This window comes from Streptomyces sp. NPDC111656 (assembly GCF_055656965.1).
The window spans coordinates 418,627-437,711 of record NZ_JBVKCA010000006.1 but is presented as its reverse complement, the minus strand read 5'-3'; the positions used below and the strand labels follow the sequence as shown (position 1 = coordinate 437,711).

Genomic DNA, 19,085 nt, shown 5'->3' with positions numbered 1-19,085 from the left:
CTCCCCGAGCTCGGAAACGTACGACTCCATGACACACCACAGGCCCGGCGGTCGCGCCGCCGGGCCTGGGATGAGCGATTGAACGACTACTGCGCGGGGCCCTCGACGGCCTCGGACGTCAGCAGACCCGCGTTGATCTCGCGCAGGGCGATCGACAGCGGCTTCTCGTGGACGTGGGTGTCGACGAGCGGACCGACGTACTCGAGGAGGCCCTCGCCGAGCTGCGAGTAGTACGCGTTGATCTGGCGGGCGCGCTTGGCCGCGTAGATCACGAGGCTGTACTTCGAGTCGGTGGCCTCGAGGAGCTCGTCGATCGGAGGGTTGATGATGCCCTCGGGAGCGGTAATGGAAGAGGACACGCTCTGCCTTCCGAAAGGTGGAAATGACCTAAAAGTGACCTGAAAGATCAAACAACTTCCACCAAGGCTAGCAGCTCACGCGCCACGTCCTCGACGGAGGTGTTGACCAGGGTGACATCGAACTCCGGCTCGGCCGCCAGTTCGATCTTGGCCGCCTCCAGGCGACGCTCGATCACCTCGGGCGGTTCGGTGCCCCGTCCGGTGAGCCTGCGCACCAGCTCGCCCCAGGAGGGCGGAGCCAGGAACACGAGCAGGGCCTCCGACATGGACTCGCGGACCTGCCGTGCACCCTGAAGGTCGATCTCCAGGAGGACGGGCACACCCGACTCCAGGTGCTCCAGGACGGCGGCACGCGGCGTCCCGTAGCGGTTGCCGGCGAATTCGGCCCACTCCAGCAGCTCGCCGTTGGCGATCAGCTTGTCCATCTCTTCGTCGGAGACGAAGAAGTAGTGGACTCCATGCCTCTCACCGGGGCGCGGCTTGCGGGTCGTCGCCGACACCGAGAGCCAGACCTCGGGGTGTTCCTTGCGCATATGAGCGACGACCGTGCTCTTGCCGACCCCAGAGGGGCCGGAGAGCACGGTCAGCCGCGGTCGTTCACTCATGCAGCGATTATTCCAGCAATCCCGGTATGCCCAGGACTCAGGCGCCGGAGCCGCCGAACTCACGCTCCAGAGAAGCGATCTGGTTCGAGCCGAGGCCGCGTACGCGACGGCTCTCGGAGATACCGAGTCGCTCCATGATCTGCTTGGCGCGGACCTTGCCCACGCCCGGCAGGGACTCCAGGAGAGCGGAGACCTTCATCTTGCCGATGACGTCGTTCTCCTGGCCCTGCTTGATGACCTCATGAAGGGAGGCGCCGGAGTGCTTGAGTCGATTCTTGACCTCGGCCCGCTCCCGGCGAGCCGCGGCGGCCTTTTCGAGCGCGGCTGCGCGCTGTTCAGGGGTAAGGGGCGGAAGAGCCACGCCTACGTCACCTCGGATGTCGAACTGTCGGATACGGACCGGTGAGGAACCTAGTCGCCCCACACCTGGGGAGCTACGAGCAACACGCTTGCCCATTCGCTCTCGACGGAGACTAGCGGGCAAGTGCGCCTGAGTCAGCGAGAACAGAGGAAAAGTCCTGGTCAGCCTCCCTGGAGGCGGACATTTACGACATACTGCCCCGGATTTGAGGATGTATTCAGACTCGAACCGCTCCGCAGCCACTCATCGGAGGACTGTCGACCGCCCCTCGAAGAGCTCAGGCGGCGCCCACAGCGGCTCTGATCTCGTCCGCGAACCGCTCCGCGGACCCACGCAGCGCGACCACGTCGGGACCGTGACGAAGAACACCCCGGCTCACGTTCGGCACCACATTGCGCACCGCCGCCCCGAAGACGCCCGCCAGATCGGCCGCCGTGGCTCCCTGGGCGCCGATGCCGGGTGCCAGGAGCGGTCCGTTGATGTCCAGGTCGTAGGAGGAGAGATCGCCCAGCGTGGCGCCGACGACCGCGCCGAAGGAACCCAGGGGCGTCTCTCCCGCGTTCTCGGCGGCGAGGTGGGCCAGCATGGTCGCTCCCACGTCGCGACCGTCCCCGCGGACCGCGTGCTGCACCTCGCCTCCCTCCGGGTTCGAGGTGAGCGCGAGGACGAAGAGCCCGGCCCCGCTCTCGCGCGCCAGGTCCACCGCGGGCTTCAGCGAGCCGTAGCCCAGGTACGGCGACACGGTCAGCGCGTCCGAGAAGAGCGGCGCGTCCTTGTGCAGGAAGGTCTCCGCGTACGCGGCCATGGTGGAGCCGATGTCGCCGCGCTTGGCGTCCATCACGACCAGTGCCCCGGCCGCTCGCGCCTCCTCGACCGACTTCTCCAGGACGGCGATGCCCCGCGACCCGAACCGCTCGAAGAACGCGCTCTGCGGCTTGAGGACCGCGACCCGCTCGGCCAGCGCCTCGACGACGGTGCGGCTGAACCGCTCCAGGCCCGCGATGTCGTCGTTCAGGCCCCAGTCGGTGAGGAGCGAGGCGTGCGGGTCGATGCCGACGCACAGCGGGCCGCGCTCGTCCATGGCACGGCGAAGACGTGCGCCAAAGGGTTCCAGGCTCATGCGGACTTCCTCACGTCGGCGCCGACCGCGTCGGCGAGGGTGGCGTACGGGCTGGTACGGAGGCGGGCGGCGAGCCCCTTGTGGATGGCCCGGCCCCAGAAGGGGCCCTCGTAGATGAACGCGCTGTACCCCTGGACCAGCGTGGCGCCGGCCAGGATGCGCTGCCAGGCGTCCTCGGCGTTCTCGATGCCGCCGACGCCCACCAGGGTGATCCGGTCGCCCACGCGCGCGTAGAGGCGGCGCAGCACCTCCAGGGAGCGTGCCTTCAGCGGCGCGCCCGAGAGTCCGCCGGTCTCCTTGACGAGCGAGGGTTCGGACTTCAAACCGAGTCCCTCGCGCGCGATGGTGGTGTTCGTGGCGATGATCCCGTCCAGGCCGAGCTCGACGGCGAGGTCGGCGACCGCGTCGACGTCCTCGTCCGCGAGGTCGGGCGCGATCTTGACGAGCAGGGGCACGCGCCGGTCGGTGACCGCGCGGTCGGCGGCCTCGCGGACGGCGCTCAGCAGCGGCCGCAGTGCCTCGGTGGCCTGCAGGTTGCGCAGGCCGGGCGTGTTCGGCGAGCTCACGTTCACCACGAGGTAGTCCGCGTGCCGGGCGAGCCGCTCGGTCGACTTCACGTAGTCGCCGACGGCCTCCTCCTCGGGGACGACCTTGGTCTTGCCGATGTTGACGCCCACGACGGTCCTGAAGACGGGCGTGCGGGCCGCCAGGCGCTCGCTGACGGCCGCGGAGCCCTCGTTGTTGAACCCCATGCGGTTGATCAGCGCCCGGTCCGGCACAAGGCGGAACAGCCGCTTCTTGGGGTTGCCCGGCTGCGGCTCCCCGGTGACCGTGCCGATCTCGATGTGGTCGAAGCCGAGCATCGACATCCCGTCGATCGCGACGGCGTTCTTGTCGAAGCCCGCCGCGAGCCCGAAGGGGCCGTGCATCCGCAGGCCGAACGCCTCGGTCCGCAGCTCCTTGTGGCGAGGCGCGAGCGCGGCGGCGACGAACGTACGCAGCACCGGGATACGGGCGGCGAGGCGGATCCAGCGGAAGGCGAGGTGGTGGGCCTGCTCGGGGTCCATCCGCTTGAAGACCAGCCGGAAGAAAAGCTTGTACATGTCTCAGTTTCCTCTTGAAGCTCTCTGTGCCCTCTAGAAGCTCTCGGTGTCCTCGTGAAGCCTCATGAGCCTCATGAAGAGGGGGACACCGTTTCCGGTGTCCCCCTCAGGGCTGCTAGTCGCGGGCCGCTGTCAGATGTTCGGCGTGTTCCTGGAGTGAGCGCACGCCCACGTCTCCGTGGTTGAGCGCGTCGATGCCCTGGACGGCGGCGGCGAGTGCCTGGACGGTCGTCAGGCACGGCACGGAGCGTGCCACCGCGGCCGTACGGATCTCGTAGCCGTCGAGGCGGCCACCGGTGCCGTACGGCGTGTTGACGATGAGGTCGACCTCGCCGTCGTGGATCAGCTGGACGATGGTCCGCTCGCCGTTCGGTCCTGTGCCCTCGGACTGCTTGCGCACGACCGTCGCGTTGATGCCGTTGCGCTTGAGCACCTCGGCCGTGCCGGAGGTGGCCAGCAGCTCGAAGCCGTGCGCGACCAGCTCGCGCGCCGGGAAGATCATCGAGCGCTTGTCGCGGTTGGCGACCGAGATGAAGGCGCGGCCCTTGGTCGGCAGCGGACCGTAGGCGCCCGCCTGGGACTTGGCGTACGCCGTGCCGAAGACGGAGTCGATGCCCATGACCTCACCGGTGGAGCGCATCTCCGGGCCGAGGACGGTGTCGACGCCGCGTCCGTGGATGTCGCGGAAGCGCGACCACGGCATGACGGCCTCCTTGACGGAGATCGGCGCGTCGAACGGCAGCTCGCCGCCGTCACCGTGCGCGGGGAGCAGCCCCTCCGCCCGCAGTTCGGCGACGGTCGCGCCCAGCGAGATCCGGGCGGCGGCCTTCGCCAGCGGCACCGCGGTCGCCTTCGAGGTGAAGGGGACCGTGCGCGAGGCGCGCGGGTTGGCTTCGAGGACGTACAGGATGTCGCCGGCCATCGCGAACTGGATGTTGATCAGGCCGCGCACCCCGACACCCTTGGCAATGGCCTCCGTCGAGGCCCGCAGGCGCTTGATGTCGAAGCCGCCCAGCGTGATCGGCGGCAGCGCGCACGCCGAGTCGCCGGAGTGGATGCCGGCCTCCTCGATGTGCTCCATCACGCCGCCCAGGTACAGCTCCTCGCCGTCGTACAGGGCGTCCACGTCGATCTCGATCGCGTCGTCGAGGAAGCGGTCGACGAGAACCGGCCGGGAGGGGCTGATCTCGGTCGACTCGGCGATGTAGGACGACAACCGGGTCTCGTCGTACACGATCTCCATGCCGCGTCCGCCGAGGACGTACGACGGCCGTACGAGGACCGGGTAGCCGATCTCGTCCGCGATGGCCTTGGCCTCGGCGAAGGTGGTGGCCGTGCCGTGCTTGGGAGCCGGGAGACCGGCCTCCGCGAGGACGCGTCCGAAGGCGCCGCGGTCCTCGGCGGCGTGGATCGCCTCGGGGGACGTGCCGACGACCGGCACGCCGTTGTCCTTGAGCGCCTGGGCCAGGCCCAGTGGGGTCTGCCCGCCGAGCTGGACGATGACACCGGCGATCGGGCCGGCCAGCGACTCCGCGTGGACGATCTCCAGCACGTCCTCGAGCGTCAGCGGCTCGAAGTACAGACGGTCGGAGGTGTCGTAGTCCGTGGAGACGGTCTCGGGGTTGCAGTTGACCATCACGGTCTCGTAGCCCGCGTCGCTGAGCGCGAAGGAGGCGTGGACGCAGGAGTAGTCGAACTCGATGCCCTGGCCGATGCGGTTCGGACCGGAGCCCAGGATGATCACCGCGGGCTTCTCGCGCGGCGCGACCTCGGTCTCCTCGTCGTAGGAGGAGTAGAAGTACGGCGTCTTCGCCGCGAACTCGGCAGCGCAGGTGTCGACCGTCTTGTACACCGGGCGCACGCCCAGCGCGTGCCGCACCTCGCGCACCACGTCCTCGCGCAGCCCGCGGATCTCGGCGATCTGGGCGTCGGAGAAGCCGTGCCGCTTGGCCTCGGCGAGCAGCTCGGGGTCGAGCTTGTCGGCGGCGGCCAGCTCGTCCGCGATCTCCTTGATCAGGAAGAGCTGGTCGACGAACCACGGGTCGATCTTCGTCGACTCGAAGACCTCCTCGGGCGTGGCGCCCGCGCGGATCGCCTGCATGACGGAGTTGATCCGGCCGTCGGTGGGCCGCACGGCCTCTTCCAGGAGAAGCGCCTTGTCACCGGGCTCGCCGACGAACGTGAACTGGCTGCCCTTCTTCTCCAGCGACCGCAGCGCCTTCTGCAGCGCCTCGGTGAAGTTGCGGCCGATCGCCATGGCCTCGCCGACCGACTTCATCGTGGTCGTCAGGGTGGAGTCGGCGGACGGGAACTTCTCGAAGGCGAAGCGCGGGGCCTTCACGACCACGTAGTCGAGCGTCGGCTCGAAGGAGGCCGGGGTCTTCTCCGTGATGTCGTTCGGGATCTCGTCGAGCGTGTAGCCGACGGCGAGCTTGGCGGCGATCTTGGCGATCGGGAAGCCGGTCGCCTTGGAGGCGAGCGCCGAGGAACGCGAGACGCGCGGGTTCATCTCGATGACGATGATCCGGCCGTCGTCGGGATTCACCGCGAACTGGATGTTGCAGCCGCCGGTGTCGACGCCGACCTCGCGGATGATCGCGATGCCGATGTCGCGCAGCCGCTGGTACTCGCGGTCGGTCAGCGTCATCGCCGGCGCGACGGTGATGGAGTCGCCGGTGTGGACGCCCATCGGGTCGAAGTTCTCGATGGAGCAGACGACCACGACGTTGTCGTTCTTGTCGCGCATCAGCTCCAGCTCGTACTCCTTCCAGCCGAGGATGGACTCCTCCAGGAGCACCTCGGTGGTCGGGGAGAGCGTGAGGCCCTGGCCGGCGATGCGGCGCAGCTCCTCCTCGTCGTGCGCGAAGCCGGAGCCGGCGCCACCCATGGTGAAGGAGGGGCGGACGACGACGGGGTAGCCGCCGAGCGTGTCGACGCCCTTGAGGACGTCGTCCATGGAGTGGCAGATGACGGACCGGGCGGACTCACCGTGGCCGATCTTCTCGCGCACGGCCTCGACGACGCCCTTGAAGAGGTCGCGGTCCTCGCCCTTGTTGATCGCCTCGACGTTGGCGCCGATGAGCTCGACGCCGTACTTCGCCAGCACACCCTGCTCGTGCATGGAGATCGCGGTGTTGAGGGCCGTCTGGCCGCCGAGGGTCGGCAGCAGGACGTCCGGACGCTCCTTTGCGATGATCTTCTCGACGAACTCGGGGGTGATCGGCTCGACGTACGTGGCGTCGGCGATCTCCGGGTCGGTCATGATCGTCGCCGGGTTGGAGTTGACCAGGATGACCCTCAGGCCCTCGGCGCGCAGGATGCGGCACGCCTGGGTGCCGGAGTAGTCGAACTCGGCGGCCTGGCCGATGACGATCGGGCCGGAGCCGATGACCAGGACGGACTGGATATCGGTGCGCTTAGGCACGCTGGCCCTCCATCAGGGAAACGAAGCGGTCGAACAGGTAGGCGGCGTCGTGCGGACCGGCTGCCGCTTCGGGGTGGTACTGGACGCTGAAGGCCGGCTGGTCGAGGAGGTGGAGCCCCTCGACGACCTGGTCGTTCAGGCAGACGTGGGAGACCTCGGCGCGGCCGTAGGGGGTCTCGGAGACCTTGTCGAGCGGCGCGTCGACGGCGAAGCCGTGGTTGTGCGCGGTGACCTCGACCTTGCCGGTCGTACGGTCCTGCACCGGCTGGTTGATGCCGCGGTGGCCGTACTTCAGCTTGTACGTGCCGAAGCCGAGGGCGCGGCCGAGGATCTGGTTGCCGAAGCAGATACCGAAGAGCGGCGTCTTGCGGGCGAGGATCTCTCGCATGACGGCGACGGGACCGTCGGCGGTGGCCGGGTCACCGGGGCCGTTGGAGAAGAACACCCCGTCGGGGTGCACGGCGTAGACGTCCTCGGCCGTGGCCGTGGCGGGCAGTACGTGCACCTCGATGCCGCGCTCCGCCATGCGGTGCGGGGTCATGCCCTTGATGCCCAGGTCGACGGCGGCGACGGTGAACTTCTTCTCGCCGATGGCGGGGACGACGTACGTCTCCTTGGTGGCGACCTCGGCGGCGAGGTTCGCGCCCTTCATCTCGGGCGCCTGGCGCACCTCGGCGAGCATGGTGCCCTCGTCGGGCAGCGCGTTGCCGGAGAAGATGCCGACGCGCATGGCGCCGCGCTCACGCAGGTGACGGGTGAGGGCGCGGGTGTCGATACCGCTGATGCCGACGACGCCCTGGCTGCGCAGTTCCTCGTCCAGCGTCCGCCGGGCGCGCCAGTTGGAGGACACGCGCGCGGGGTCGCGGACGACGTAGCCGGCGACCCAGATCCGCTTCGACTCGGGGTCCTCGTCGTTGACGCCGGTGTTGCCGACGTGCGGGGCGGTCATGACGACGACCTGGCGGTGGTACGACGGGTCGGTGAGGGTCTCCTGGTAACCGGTCATCCCGGTGGAGAACACGGCCTCGCCGAAGGTCACCCCCACGGCCCCGTAGGCGCGGCCACGGAAGGTCCGGCCGTCCTCCAGGACGAGTACGGCGGGGGCTGCCTTGTGCCTCTGCGAGGCGGCTCCCTGGATGGAGGTCGTCATCGTGCGCCTTCCGTCTTGGTGCTCTTGTCGATCATGTTGTTCAGGGTGTCGACCCACTCGGTGTGCTCGGCCGCGCGGTCCGAGCGGAACCCGGAGTCGATCAGCTTGTCGCCGTGCGCCCAGGTGACGACGAGCAGACCGCCCTCGCTGAGGACCTTCCCGGCGATGCCCTTGCCGAGCAGGGCCTCGCGCAGTGCCTCGGCCGGGATGAAGAAGTCGGTGGCGCCGGGGCGTACGACGTCCAGTCCCGCGTCCGTCAGCGTGAGCTCGACCCGGCTTCGGGTGCCCAGGCCGTGCGCCACGATGCGGTCCAGCCACTGCCCGGCGGTGGTGGAGCCGTGGTAGCGGCCGCTCATGCTCAGTTTCGCCGGGCCCGTGTCTTCCGGCGCGGTGGGCAGCTCCGGCAGGTCACTCTGAAGGGTGCCGCGCCACTTCCAGCCCTCGCGCATCAGCCAGTAGACGAGGGCGACGAACAGCACGAGGCCGACGAGCCAGCCGATCCGGCCGGCCCAGTCGGTCACGTCGGCCGACTTCTGTTCGGCAGCCATGGAGGCGGCCATCGGGATGAGAGATGTCACGCGAGCTTCCCGTCGACGAGGGTGGCCTTGCCCCGCAGCCAGGTGTGCGTGACCCGGCCCGGCAGCTCACGGCCCTCGTAGGGGGTGTTGCGGCTGCGCGAGGCGAAGCCCGCGGGGTCCACGGACCCACGGTATGCCGTGTCGAGGAGCGTGAGGTTGGCGGGCTCACCTGCCGAGACGGGACGGCCGTGGCCCGCGGCCTGCCCGATCCGGGCGGGCTTGAAGGACATGCGGTCGGCGACACCGGCCCAGTCCAGCAGCCCGGTCTCCACCATCGTCTGCTGGACGACGGAGAGCGCGGTCTCGAGCCCCACCATGCCCATGGCGGCGGCGGCCCACTCGCAGTCCTTGTCCTCGTGCGGGTGCGGCGCGTGGTCGGTGGCGACGATGTCGATCGTGCCGTCGGCGAGCGCCTCGCGCAGCGCCGTCACGTCGCGCTCGGTGCGCAGCGGCGGGTTGACCTTGTAGACCGGGTTGTACGTGCGGACCAGCTCGTCGGTGAGGAGGAGGTGGTGCGGGGTGACCTCGGCGGTGACGTCGATGCCGCGGGACTTGGCCCAGCGCACGATCTCGACGCTGCCTGCGGTCGACAGGTGGCAGATGTGGACGCGTGAGCCGACGTGCTCGGCGAGCAGGACATCCCGGGCGATGATCGATTCTTCGGCCACCGCGGGCCAGCCCCCGAGCCCCAGCTCGGCGGAGACGACGCCCTCGTTCATCTGGGCGCCCTCGGTGAGGCGGGGCTCCTGCGCGTGCTGCGCGACCACACCGCCGAAGGCCTTCACGTACTCCAGGGCCCGGCGCATGATCACCGCGTCGTCCACGCACTTGCCGTCGTCCGAGAAGACCGTGACGCCGGCCGCGGACTCGTGCATCGCGCCCAGCTCCGCGAGCTTCTTGCCCTCCAGGCCGACCGTGACGGCGCCGATGGGCTGCACGTCGCAGTAGCCGTGCTCCTGGCCGAGCCGGTAGACCTGCTCGACCACACCGGCGGTGTCGGCGACCGGGAAGGTGTTGGCCATGGCGAACACGGCGGTGTAGCCGCCGCTCGCCGCCGCTCGCGTACCGGTCAGGACGGTCTCGGAGTCCTCACGACCGGGCTCCCGCAGATGGGTGTGCAGGTCGACGAGGCCCGGCAGGAGGACCTTGCCCTCGGCCTCGACGACCTCGGCGCCCTCGTCCGGGAGACCGGTACCGACCGCCGCGATCACGGCGCCGTCGATCAGTACGTCCTGCGGCTCGCCCCCGAGCACCTTCGCACCGCGGATCAGGATCTTGCTCATGTTCTTACTTCTCCTCGGTACGGGTGTGGGTGACGGCGGGCTCGTTGCCGCCCAGAAGCAGGTAGAGCACGGCCATGCGGATCGAGACGCCGTTCGCGACCTGCTCGACGACGGTGCAGCGGTCCGAGTCGGCGACCTCGGCGGTGATCTCCATGCCGCGGACCATCGGGCCGGGGTGCATCACGATGGCGTGCTCGGGCATCTTCGCCATGCGGTCGCCGTCGAGGCCGTAGCGCCGCGAGTACTCGCGCTCGGTCGGGAAGAACGCCGCGTTCATCCGCTCGCGCTGGACGCGCAGCATCATCACCGCGTCGGACTTGGAGAGGGTGCTGTCGAGGTCGTAGGAGATCTCGCAGGGCCAGGACCGCACGCCGACCGGCACCAGGGTGGGCGGGGCGACGAGGGTGACCTCGGCGCCGAGGGTGTGCAGCAGGTCGACGTTGGAGCGGGCGACCCGGCTGTGCAGGATGTCGCCGACGATCGTGATGCGCTTGCCGGACAGGTCCTGACCGATCCCGGCGTCGCGGCCGACCAGGCGGCGGCGCATGGTGAAGGCGTCGAGCAGGGCCTGCGTGGGGTGCTGGTGGGTGCCGTCACCCGCGTTGATGACGGCGGCGTCGATCCAGCCGGAGGTGGCGAGCCGGTACGGGGCTCCGGAGGCGCCGTGCCGGATGACGACGGCGTCGACGCCCATCGCTTCGAGGGTCTGGGCGGTGTCCTTCAGGGACTCCCCCTTGGACACCGAGGAACCCTTGGCGGTGAAGTTGATGACGTCCGCGGAGAGGCGCTTCTCAGCGGCCTCGAAGGAGATCCGGGTACGGGTCGAGTCCTCGAAGAAGAGGTTGACGACGGTGCGGCCGCGCAGGGTCGGCAGCTTTTTGATCGGCCGGTCGGCGACCCGGGCCATCTCCTCGGCGGTGTCGAGGATCAGGACGGCGTCGTCGCGGGTGAGGTCGGCGGCCGAGATGAGATGACGCTGCATCTGTCAGGCTCCGTAAGGCAGTTCAGGAGAATTCGGGCAGGCGGGCGCGCGAGGAGCGCACTCGGGGGCGTACGGCGGTGACGTACTCCGGAGTGCTACTGCTGTGCGTCCGGGGAGGTCCGCTTCGCACCGAGCAGCACGGTGTCGCGACCGTCCTCCTCGGCGAGCTGGACCTTGACCGTCTCCCGCAACGACGTGGGGAGGTTCTTGCCGACGTAGTCGGCGCGGATGGGCAGTTCGCGGTGACCGCGGTCGACGAGGACCGCGAGCTGCACGGCGCGCGGCCGGCCGATGTCGTTCAGCGCGTCGAGCGCGGCGCGGATGGTGCGGCCGGAGAAGAGCACGTCGTCGACGAGGACGACCAGGCGGCCGTCGATGCCGTCACCGGGGATCTCGGTGCGGGCCAGCGCACGCGGCGGGTGCATGCGCAGGTCGTCGCGGTACATGGTGATGTCGAGCGAGCCGACCGGGATCTTGCGATCGGTGATCTCTTCGAGCTTGTCGGCCAGTCTGCGGGCCAGGAAGACGCCCCGGGTCGGAATGCCGAGGAGCACCACGTCGTCGGCACCCTTGGCGCGTTCGACGATCTCGTGGGCGATGCGGGTCAGTACCCGCGCGATGTCGGGGGCTTCCAGAACGGGCCGCGCATCGGCTTCGTACTGCTGTTTGTCCTGCTCGGTGTCCATACGAAACGGACCTCCTTCTCCGCCTCACGGGACGGATCATTAAAGGACGTCGGATTTGCGCCATCCACCGTACCAGCCCGACAACGCGCCTGATCACCACCCCGTGGGACACCGCCGGTGACTCCCGCGCGAGGGTCGGTCCGGACCATTCGGCTTGACGGGGGAGAGTAACGCTGCGTAACCTCACAGTGAGTCACCAGAGTCACCAGCCGCGCGGCGGAGCCGCACGTTGATACAGCGTCCGGGGAGCTATATGTCCAGCGAATACGCCAAACAGCTCGGGGCCAAGCTCCGGGCCATCCGCACCCAGCAGGGCCTTTCCCTCCACGGAGTCGAGGAGAAGTCACAGGGACGCTGGAAGGCGGTCGTGGTCGGGTCGTACGAGCGCGGCGACCGCGCCGTCACCGTGCAGCGCCTCGCCGAACTGGCGGATTTCTACGGGGTTCCCGTGCAGGAGCTGCTGCCCGGCACCACTCCTGGCGGGGCCGCCGAGCCGCCGCCGAAGCTCGTCCTCGACCTGGAGCGGCTGGCCCACGTGCCGGCCGAGAAGGCGGGTCCGCTGCAGCGTTACGCCGCGACGATCCAGTCCCAGCGCGGTGACTACAACGGCAAGGTGCTGTCGATCCGCCAGGACGACCTGCGCACCCTCGCCGTCATCTACGACCAGTCGCCCTCGGTCCTCACCGAGCAGCTGATCAGCTGGGGCGTGCTGGACGCGGACGCGCGCCGCGCCGTCTCCCACGACGAGGGCTGACCCCTTCGGGGAGTTCAGCAGAAACGTGCCGCCGGGGTGGCCGGAACCATGCGTTCCGGCCACCCCGGCGGCTTTGTGCGGGCCTCGGAGGCCCCATGGGTACGGGAACGCCGGAGGGCCCGCAGCGGACGTGCTGCGGGCCCTCCGGCGTTTTCGTACGTCGTCTACGGGCGCGTACGGACCACCAGCACCGTAGGCGCTAGGCCTCGTCGCGGCGCAGCGACGGCTTCAGGTCCTTCAGACGGCCCAGCAGGCCGTTCACGAACGAGGGCGACTCGTCCGTGGAGAACTCCTTCGCCAACTGCACCGCCTCGTCGAGGACCACGGCGTCGGGGGTCCCGTCGACCCAGATCAGCTCGTAGGCGCCGAGGCGCAGGATGTTGCGGTCGACGACCGGCATCCTGTCCAGCGTCCAGTCGACGGCGTATGTCGCGATGAGCTCGTCGATGCGCTTCGCCTTGGTGGCGTAGCCCTCGACCAGCTCCATCGTGTACTCGCTGACCGGCGGCTGCCGGGTGTCGGTCCGGGAGTGCCGGATCCAGTCCGCGAGGACCGTCAGGACGTCCACGCCGCGCTGGTCGCCCTCGAAGAGGATCTGGAAGGCGCGCTTGCGGGCCGTGTTGCGGGCAGCCACGGTTAGCTGTTCACCCGGCCGAGGTAGTCGCTCGTGCGGGTGTCGACCTTGATCTTCTCACCGGTGGTGATGAAGAGCGGGACCTGGATCTGGTGACCGGTCTCCAGGATGGCGGGCTTGGTGCCGCCGGTGGAGCGGTCGCCCTGGACACCCGGCTCGGTCTCCTGGATGACGAGCTCGACGGCGGCCGGCAGCTCGACGAAGAGCACCTCGCCCTCGTGCTGCGCGACGGTGGCGGTGAAGCCCTCGATCAGGAAGTTGGCGGCGTCGCCGACGGACTTGCGGTCGACCATCAGCTGGTCGTACGTGTCCATGTCCATGAAGACGAAGTACTCGCCGTCCATGTACGAGAACTGCATGTCGCGCTTGTCGATCGTGGCCGTCTCGACCTTGACGCCGGCGTTGAACGTCTTGTCGACGACCTTGCCGGAGAGCACGTTCTTCAGCTTGGTGCGCACGAAGGCCGGGCCCTTGCCGGGCTTGACGTGCTGGAACTCGACGACGGACCAGAGCTGGCCTCCGTCGAGCTTGAGCACCAGGCCGTTCTTGAGGTCGTTCGTGGAAGCCACGGTTGCGGAATCTCCTGGACTGACGTGGACGACCCCGGGACACGCGCGTAGCGATTGGCTACAGCGCGAGCAGTTCCTTGGTCGTGATGGTGAGTAGCTCGGGTCCGCCGTCCGCCTCGGGGCGTACGACGAGCGTGTCATCGATCCTGACACCGCCCCGGCCCGGGAGGTGGACCCCCGGTTCGACGGTGACCGGCACGCAAGTGTCCAGTTTACCCATGGCCGCGGGGGCCAGCTGCGGGTCCTCGTCGATTTCGAGCCCCACACCGTGCCCGGTCAGTGCGGGAAGGCCTTCCGTGTGGCCCGCGGAGTCGAGCACCTGGCGTGCGGCCCGGTCCACGTCACGGTAGGCGACGCCGGGTACCAGCGCCTCGCGTCCGGCCCGCTGGGCGGCGAAGACGAGGTCGTACAGCTCGATCTGCCAGTCGGCCGGCGAGGTCCCGATCACAAAGGTACGGCCGATTTCGCAGCGGTAGCCGCGGTAGGTCGCGCCGAGGCAGACGGAAAGGAAGTCTCCCTCCTCGACGCGCCGGTCGGTGGGCCGGTGCCCGCGCCGCCCGGAGTTCGGGCCGGTGCCGACGGAGGTCGCGAAGGCGGGGCCGTCGGCACCGTGGTCGACGAGCCGGCGCTCCAGCTCCAGCGCGAGATGCCGCTCGGTGCGGCCGACGAGGATCGATTCGAGGAGCTCCCCGAGCGCCTGGTCGGCGATCTCGGCGCCGATCCGCAGACAGGAGATCTCCTCCTCGTCCTTGATCACCCGCAGCTGCTCCACCGCACCGCCCAGGTCGGCGAGGCGCAGCCGGGGTGCCACCGCGCCGATGGCCCGGTGCCGGGTCACGGTGAGGTGGTGCTCCTCGACCGCCAGGGAGTCGGCGCCCTGGACGATGGCGGCGTCGGCGGCCGCCACGGCGGCGTCGCCCCCGTCGCGCGGCAGCACCTGGACGCGCAGCGCCTCGTCGGGACGCCCCTCGCCGGCCTCGCCGCTCGGCGGAGCGCCGCAGAGCAGCAGGTCCTCGCTGCTGCCCAGCAGGAGGACGGCACCGCGCGGGGCCGCGCCCGCGAGGTATCTCACGTTGGCCGGGCGGGTGACGAGCGCGGTCGCGCTGCCGCCCGCCGCACAGCGCTCCCGAAGCCGCTCGCGTCGCGCCGCGTACACCTCTGACATAAATCGAGCCTACGAGCGTCGACGCGATGTCGCCGTTCCAGCGGGGCCGGATGGGCGGTAGACGGTCGGCGGTGAGACGGAGGCACCGCGGGCGAGGATCCAGGGGGCTGGTTCCGCGACGGCGATCAGCGGGGCCCGGCAGGCGGCGCGACCTGATTCGCGGGGCGCCACCCCAGGGGGCCTACGCGTCGGAGGCAAGTACCCCGGCGGTGGTCCTGGGGGCCGGCGCGTCAGAGGCAAGTACTCCCGCGGTAGTCCTGGGGGCAGGCGCGTCAGAGGCAAATACCCCGGCGGTCGTCCTGGGAGCCGTCGGCCGCGCTGCGCTGCCGACGGTGGCCTGCGCGTGCCGCGCCATGGCCGTCCGGACATCGGCCGGGGGGCGGCACCAAGGATGCGGCACCCCCAACGGGGTCGCCGATGCCGTGTCGCCGAGGCGTTACCGCCGGTTCCGCGGGGCTACCACTGCGGTGGGCTCGCGAGGGAGCGGGCCAGGACCTCGTCCAGGACGCGGGCCGTGGACGGGACGTCGAGCTGGGAGTTGTCGATGATGGGGAGCCCGGAGCCGTACCAGCCGGCCATCCGGCCGTGGATACGGGCGACTTCCTCGTCGGTCAGGCGGCGGTTTCCGGAGCGCTCGGCGTTGCGCTCCAGGACTATCTCCAGGCCCGGCAGCAACACCACGGGCAGCAACCCCGGCCCGACGTGTCGCTTCCAGCCGCCGAGGCCGACGACCGGGCGGTCCGGGAAGACCGCGTCGTCGAGGATGCAGGAGATGCCGTTCGCCAGGAAGTTCCGCGCGGCGAAGCCGCAGGTGCGGCGGGCCAGGCGGTACTGCGCCTCCGAATGGTCGTTCCACCCCGACTGCGGATCGGCGAAGCCCGAGCGCACCCATTCCCGTACGTCGTCGAGGCTGATGTGGGCGGTCGGCACCCGGCGGTGGTCCGCCCAGTACTTGGCGACGCTCGTCTTGCCCGCACCCGCGGGCCCGATGAGCAGCACGGCGAGGGTGGTCGCCGCGGGGTCGGGGGCGCCCGGGGCGCTGGGCATGGCGACCGGGCCGCCCGGGGGCAACTGCACATGGCCCGTCGTGTCGGGGATCGGCGCCGCGGGGGCGTGCTGCGGGGGCGCGGGATGCGGCAGGTGCGAGGGTGGCGCCGGATGTCCGGGCGGCGGACCGGTGAAACCGGGGGCGGCTGGGCTCGCGGGCGCCGGACCGGGGGGTCCGCCCGGATGTCCCGGGTGCTGTGCGGCCGGCGACCAGCCGGCGGCGGGTCCTTGCCCCGGCTGGTGGGGTGGTGGCAGCGGAGCCCCCACTGCGTGCTGCATCCGGTGCCACTCCGTCTCGTGTCTTTTGGCTCATTCGCCGCCGGGACACTCGCGGCAGGCGATGGACGCCGGCGAGCGGAGCCTCCCGCCCGCTACCGAACGGTACCTTCCCCGGCCGTCGTTGTGTGAACGGCCGGGGAAGCTGGGGAGTGCCCATGAACGGAGGGCAAACAGGGCCAAGTAGGGGCCCGTTGGGAGCTACTCCCCCACTTCGCCGTAAGCGGCGAGGAGCACCGCCGGGTCGGGGCCCTCCAGGACGGTCGGCTTGGCCAGCCCGTCGAGGACGATGAAGCGCAGCAGGTTACCGCGGGACTTCTTGTCGACCTTCATGTTCTCCAGCAGCTTGGGCCATTGGTCGTAGCGGTAGCTGAGCGGGAGGCCGACGGACTCCAGGATCGTGCGGTGGCGGTCGGCGGTCGCGTCGTCCAGCCGGCCCGCCAGTCGGCCGAGTTCGGCGGCGAAGTGCATGCCGACGGCGACGGCCGCGCCGTGCCGCCACTTGTAGCGCTCGTTCTTCTCGATGGCGTGCGCGAGGGTGTGGCCGTAGTTGAGGATCTCGCGGAGCCCCGACTCCTTGAGGTCGCCGGAGACGACCTCGGCCTTCACCTTGATGGAGCGCTCGATGAGCTCGGCGGTGTGCGGGCCCGCGGGCGTCCGCGCCGCCTCGGGGTCGGACTCGATGAGCTCGAGGATCACCGGGTCGGCGATGAAGCCGGCCTTGATGATCTCCGCGAGCCCGGAGACGAAGTCGTTGACCGGCAGCGAGTCGAGCGCGGCCAGGTCGCAGAGCACGCCCGCGGGCGGGTGGAAGGAGCCGACGAGGTTCTTGCCCTCGGCGGTGTTGATGCCGGTCTTGCCGCCGACCGCCGCGTCCACCATGCCGAGCACGGTGGTGGGAACGGCGATCCACCGCACCCCGCGCAGCCAGGTCGCCGCCACGAACCCGGCGAGGTCGGTGGTGGCGCCGCCGCCCACGCCGACGATGACGTCGGTGCGGGTGAAGCCGGACTGGCCGAGCGCCTTCCAGCAGTAGGCGGCGACCTCCGCGGTCTTGGCCTCCTCCGCGTTGGGCACCTGGATGGCGACGGCCTCGAAGCCCTGTCCGGCCAGGTCGGCACGGAGCGCGTCCCCGGTCTCGGCGAGCGCCTCGGGGTGGATGATCGCGACGCGCTGGGCTCTGTCGCCGATCAACGTGCCCAGTTCACCGAGGAGTTGACGGCCCACCAGGACCTCGTACGGGTCGGTTCCCGCGGTGCCGCCGACCTGGATACGCGTCACTGCCTCGCTCATGCTTCCTTCAACTCCAGTGCGTCGAGGACGGCTTGGGCGACCTCTTCGGGGGTGCGGCCGTCGGTGGGCACGACCGCGCGGGCGACTTCGGTGTACAGGTGGCGGCGGGCCTCCATCAACTCGCGCCACTGTCGGCGCGGGTTGACGGCGAGCAGCGGACGGGCCACGTTCAGGCCGGTGCGCTGGACCGCCTCCTCGACGTCCATCGAGAGGTAGACGACCCGGTGCCCGGCGAGCAGCGCGCGGGTGTCGGCGTCGAGGATCGAGCCGCCGCCCAGCGCCAGCACCCCCTCGTGCTCGGCCAGCGCCTTGTGCACGGCGCTCTTCTCGATGGCGCGGAAGGCCGGCTCGCCCTCGTCGACGAAGATGTCGGCGATGGTGCGGCCCTGCTCGGCCACGATGTCGTCGTCCGTGTCGCGGTAGGCGCAGCCGAGCCGGCCCGCGACCAGCGCGCCGACGGTGGACTTGCCGACACCCATCGGCCCGACGAGGACGACCAGCGGTCCAGCGGTCACCGCACGACCAGGTTCTCGAGGTAGGACTCGACGTTGCGCCGCGTCTCGGGCACGCTGTCGCCGCCGAACTTCTCGGCCACCGCGTCCGCGAGGACGAGGGCGACCATGGCCTCGGCGACGATTCCGGCGGCCGGGACCGCGCAGACGTCGGAGCGCTGGTGGTGGGCCTTGGCGGCCTCGCCGGTCGCCACGTCGATCGTGGCCAGCGCGCGCGGCACGGTCGCGATCGGCTTCATCGCGGCGCGTACGCGCAGCAGCTCGCCGGTGGTCAGACCGCCCTCGGTGCCGCCGGAACGGCCGGAGGTGCGGCGGATGCCGTCCTCGGTGTGGACGATCTCGTCGTGGGCCTTGGAGCCGAGCACACGGGCCAGCTCGAAGCCGTCGCCGACCTCGACGCCCTTGATCGCCTGGATGCCCATGAGCGCGGCCGCGAGCCGGGCGTCGAGGCGCCGGTCCCAGTGCACGTGCGAGCCGAGGCCCACCGGCACGCCGTACGCGAGCACCTCGACGACGCCGCCGAGCGTGTCGCCGTCCTTGTGGGCCTGGTCGATCTCCGCGACCATCGCCTTCGACGTGTCGGCGTCGAGGCAGCGCACCGGGTCGGCGTCGAGCCTCTCGACGTCCGAGGGCTTGGGGTAGACGCCGTACGGGGCCTTCGCCGTGGCCAGCTCGACCACGTGCGAGACGATCTCGATCCCGGCCGTCTCCTTCAGGTACGAACGGGCCACGGCGCCCAGCGCGACACGGGCCGCGGTCTCCCGGGCGGAGGCGCGCTCCAGAATCGGCCGGGCCTCGTCGAAGCCGTACTTCTGCATGCCCGCGAGGTCGGCGTGGCCGGGCCGGGGCCGGGTCAGCGGGGCGTTGCGGGCCACCTCCGCCAGCACCGACGGGTCCACCGGGTCGGCCGCCATGACCTGCTCCCACTTGGGCCACTCGGTGTTGCCGACCATGACGGCCACCGGCGAGCCGAGGGTGAGACCGTGCCGGACACCGCCCAGGAAGGTGACCTCGTCGCGCTCGAACTTCATCCGGGCACCGCGTCCATAGCCCAGGCGCCGCCGGGCGAGGTGGTCCGCCACCATCTCCGTGGTGATCGGCACGCCGGCGGGAAGACCCTCCAGCGTCGCGACAAGTGCGGGACCGTGGGACTCCCCCGCGGTCAGCCAGCGCAACCTGCTCAA

At 70.3% G+C, this 19,085-nt stretch carries 19 protein-coding genes; 1 reads left to right on the top strand and 18 read right to left on the bottom strand.

Annotation, left to right across the window (positions count from 1 at the left end):
- Window positions 1-86 precede the first annotated feature (86 nt).
- The 11 genes from rpoZ to pyrR all read right to left on the bottom strand — a co-directional run bounded on the left by rpoZ (window position 87) and on the right by pyrR (window position 11,651).
- Complete coding sequence (gene rpoZ, locus ACZ7M3_RS20985) at window positions 87-359, bottom strand: DNA-directed RNA polymerase subunit omega (RefSeq protein ID WP_003982715.1); 273 nt, start codon at window positions 357-359, stop codon at window positions 87-89.
- Between the two features lie 47 nt (window positions 360-406).
- On the bottom strand, window positions 407-964 hold the full coding sequence (gene gmk, locus ACZ7M3_RS20980) for a guanylate kinase (RefSeq protein ID WP_388523065.1): 558 nt from the start codon (window positions 962-964) through the stop codon (window positions 407-409).
- A gap of 37 nt (window positions 965-1,001) precedes the next feature.
- Entirely contained in the window at window positions 1,002-1,325 is a 324-nt protein-coding gene (locus tag ACZ7M3_RS20975) for an integration host factor (RefSeq protein ID WP_016638838.1), read from the bottom strand.
- A gap of 277 nt (window positions 1,326-1,602) precedes the next feature.
- Complete coding sequence (gene pyrF, locus ACZ7M3_RS20970) at window positions 1,603-2,445, bottom strand: orotidine-5'-phosphate decarboxylase (protein WP_472065052.1); 843 nt, start codon at window positions 2,443-2,445, stop codon at window positions 1,603-1,605.
- On the bottom strand, window positions 2,442-3,548 hold the full coding sequence (locus tag ACZ7M3_RS20965; protein ID WP_097226435.1) for a quinone-dependent dihydroorotate dehydrogenase: 1,107 nt from the start codon (window positions 3,546-3,548) through the stop codon (window positions 2,442-2,444). The genes pyrF and ACZ7M3_RS20965 overlap by 4 nt, the downstream gene beginning before the upstream one ends.
- A 115-nt stretch (window positions 3,549-3,663) precedes the next feature.
- Window positions 3,664-6,972 carry a carbamoyl-phosphate synthase large subunit gene (gene carB / locus ACZ7M3_RS20960; protein WP_472065050.1) on the bottom strand — a complete coding sequence of 1,103 codons (3,309 nt, stop codon included), beginning with the start codon at window positions 6,970-6,972 and terminating at the stop codon, window positions 3,664-3,666.
- Entirely contained in the window at window positions 6,965-8,122 is a 1,158-nt protein-coding gene (gene carA / locus ACZ7M3_RS20955) for a glutamine-hydrolyzing carbamoyl-phosphate synthase small subunit (RefSeq protein WP_472065048.1), read from the bottom strand. Before carA ends, carB begins: the two co-directional genes overlap by 8 nt.
- The gene (locus tag ACZ7M3_RS20950) at window positions 8,119-8,682 is read right to left on the bottom strand and encodes a PH-like domain-containing protein (protein ID WP_472065241.1); all 564 of its coding nucleotides are present in this window, start codon (window positions 8,680-8,682) and stop codon (window positions 8,119-8,121) included. Before ACZ7M3_RS20950 ends, carA begins: the two co-directional genes overlap by 4 nt.
- Window positions 8,683-8,696: 14 nt before the next feature.
- Window positions 8,697-9,983 carry a dihydroorotase gene (locus ACZ7M3_RS20945; RefSeq protein ID WP_472065046.1) on the bottom strand — a complete coding sequence of 429 codons (1,287 nt, stop codon included), beginning with the start codon at window positions 9,981-9,983 and terminating at the stop codon, window positions 8,697-8,699.
- Between the two features lie 4 nt (window positions 9,984-9,987).
- Entirely contained in the window at window positions 9,988-10,965 is a 978-nt protein-coding gene (locus ACZ7M3_RS20940) for an aspartate carbamoyltransferase catalytic subunit (protein ID WP_472065044.1), read from the bottom strand.
- 95 nt (window positions 10,966-11,060) lie between these two features.
- Window positions 11,061-11,651 carry a bifunctional pyr operon transcriptional regulator/uracil phosphoribosyltransferase PyrR gene (pyrR, locus tag ACZ7M3_RS20935; protein ID WP_054233975.1) on the bottom strand — a complete coding sequence of 197 codons (591 nt, stop codon included), beginning with the start codon at window positions 11,649-11,651 and terminating at the stop codon, window positions 11,061-11,063.
- A gap of 253 nt (window positions 11,652-11,904) precedes the next feature.
- Between pyrR and bldD the strand changes: the two genes are divergently transcribed.
- Window positions 11,905-12,405, top strand: a complete 501-nt coding sequence (gene bldD / locus ACZ7M3_RS20930) for a transcriptional regulator BldD (protein WP_067366005.1) — start codon at window positions 11,905-11,907, stop codon at window positions 12,403-12,405.
- A 199-nt stretch (window positions 12,406-12,604) separates the two neighbouring features.
- Here the strand turns inward: bldD and nusB are convergent, their stop codons facing one another.
- From nusB to aroC, 7 genes are all read right to left on the bottom strand, one after another.
- Window positions 12,605-13,039, bottom strand: coding sequence for a transcription antitermination factor NusB (nusB, locus tag ACZ7M3_RS20925; protein WP_067366002.1), 435 nt, complete (start codon window positions 13,037-13,039; stop codon window positions 12,605-12,607).
- 2 nt (window positions 13,040-13,041) lie between these two features.
- Entirely contained in the window at window positions 13,042-13,608 is a 567-nt protein-coding gene (gene efp, locus ACZ7M3_RS20920) for an elongation factor P (protein WP_330303171.1), read from the bottom strand.
- Window positions 13,609-13,666: 58 nt separating this feature from the next.
- Window positions 13,667-14,773: a M24 family metallopeptidase gene (locus ACZ7M3_RS20915; RefSeq protein WP_472065042.1), complete on the bottom strand. Its 1,107-nt coding sequence runs from the start codon at window positions 14,771-14,773 to the stop codon at window positions 13,667-13,669.
- 456 nt (window positions 14,774-15,229) lie between these two features.
- Entirely contained in the window at window positions 15,230-16,099 is an 870-nt protein-coding gene (locus ACZ7M3_RS20910; RefSeq protein ID WP_472065040.1) for a Pro-rich N-terminal domain-containing protein, read from the bottom strand.
- A 198-nt stretch (window positions 16,100-16,297) separates the two neighbouring features.
- Window positions 16,298-17,389 carry a 3-dehydroquinate synthase gene (gene aroB / locus ACZ7M3_RS20905; protein ID WP_095855791.1) on the bottom strand — a complete coding sequence of 364 codons (1,092 nt, stop codon included), beginning with the start codon at window positions 17,387-17,389 and terminating at the stop codon, window positions 16,298-16,300.
- Entirely contained in the window at window positions 17,386-17,904 is a 519-nt protein-coding gene (locus ACZ7M3_RS20900) for a shikimate kinase (RefSeq protein WP_472065038.1), read from the bottom strand. Before ACZ7M3_RS20900 ends, aroB begins: the two co-directional genes overlap by 4 nt.
- Window positions 17,901-19,085 carry a chorismate synthase gene (gene aroC, locus ACZ7M3_RS20895; RefSeq protein WP_472065036.1) on the bottom strand — a complete coding sequence of 395 codons (1,185 nt, stop codon included), beginning with the start codon at window positions 19,083-19,085 and terminating at the stop codon, window positions 17,901-17,903. Before aroC ends, ACZ7M3_RS20900 begins: the two co-directional genes overlap by 4 nt.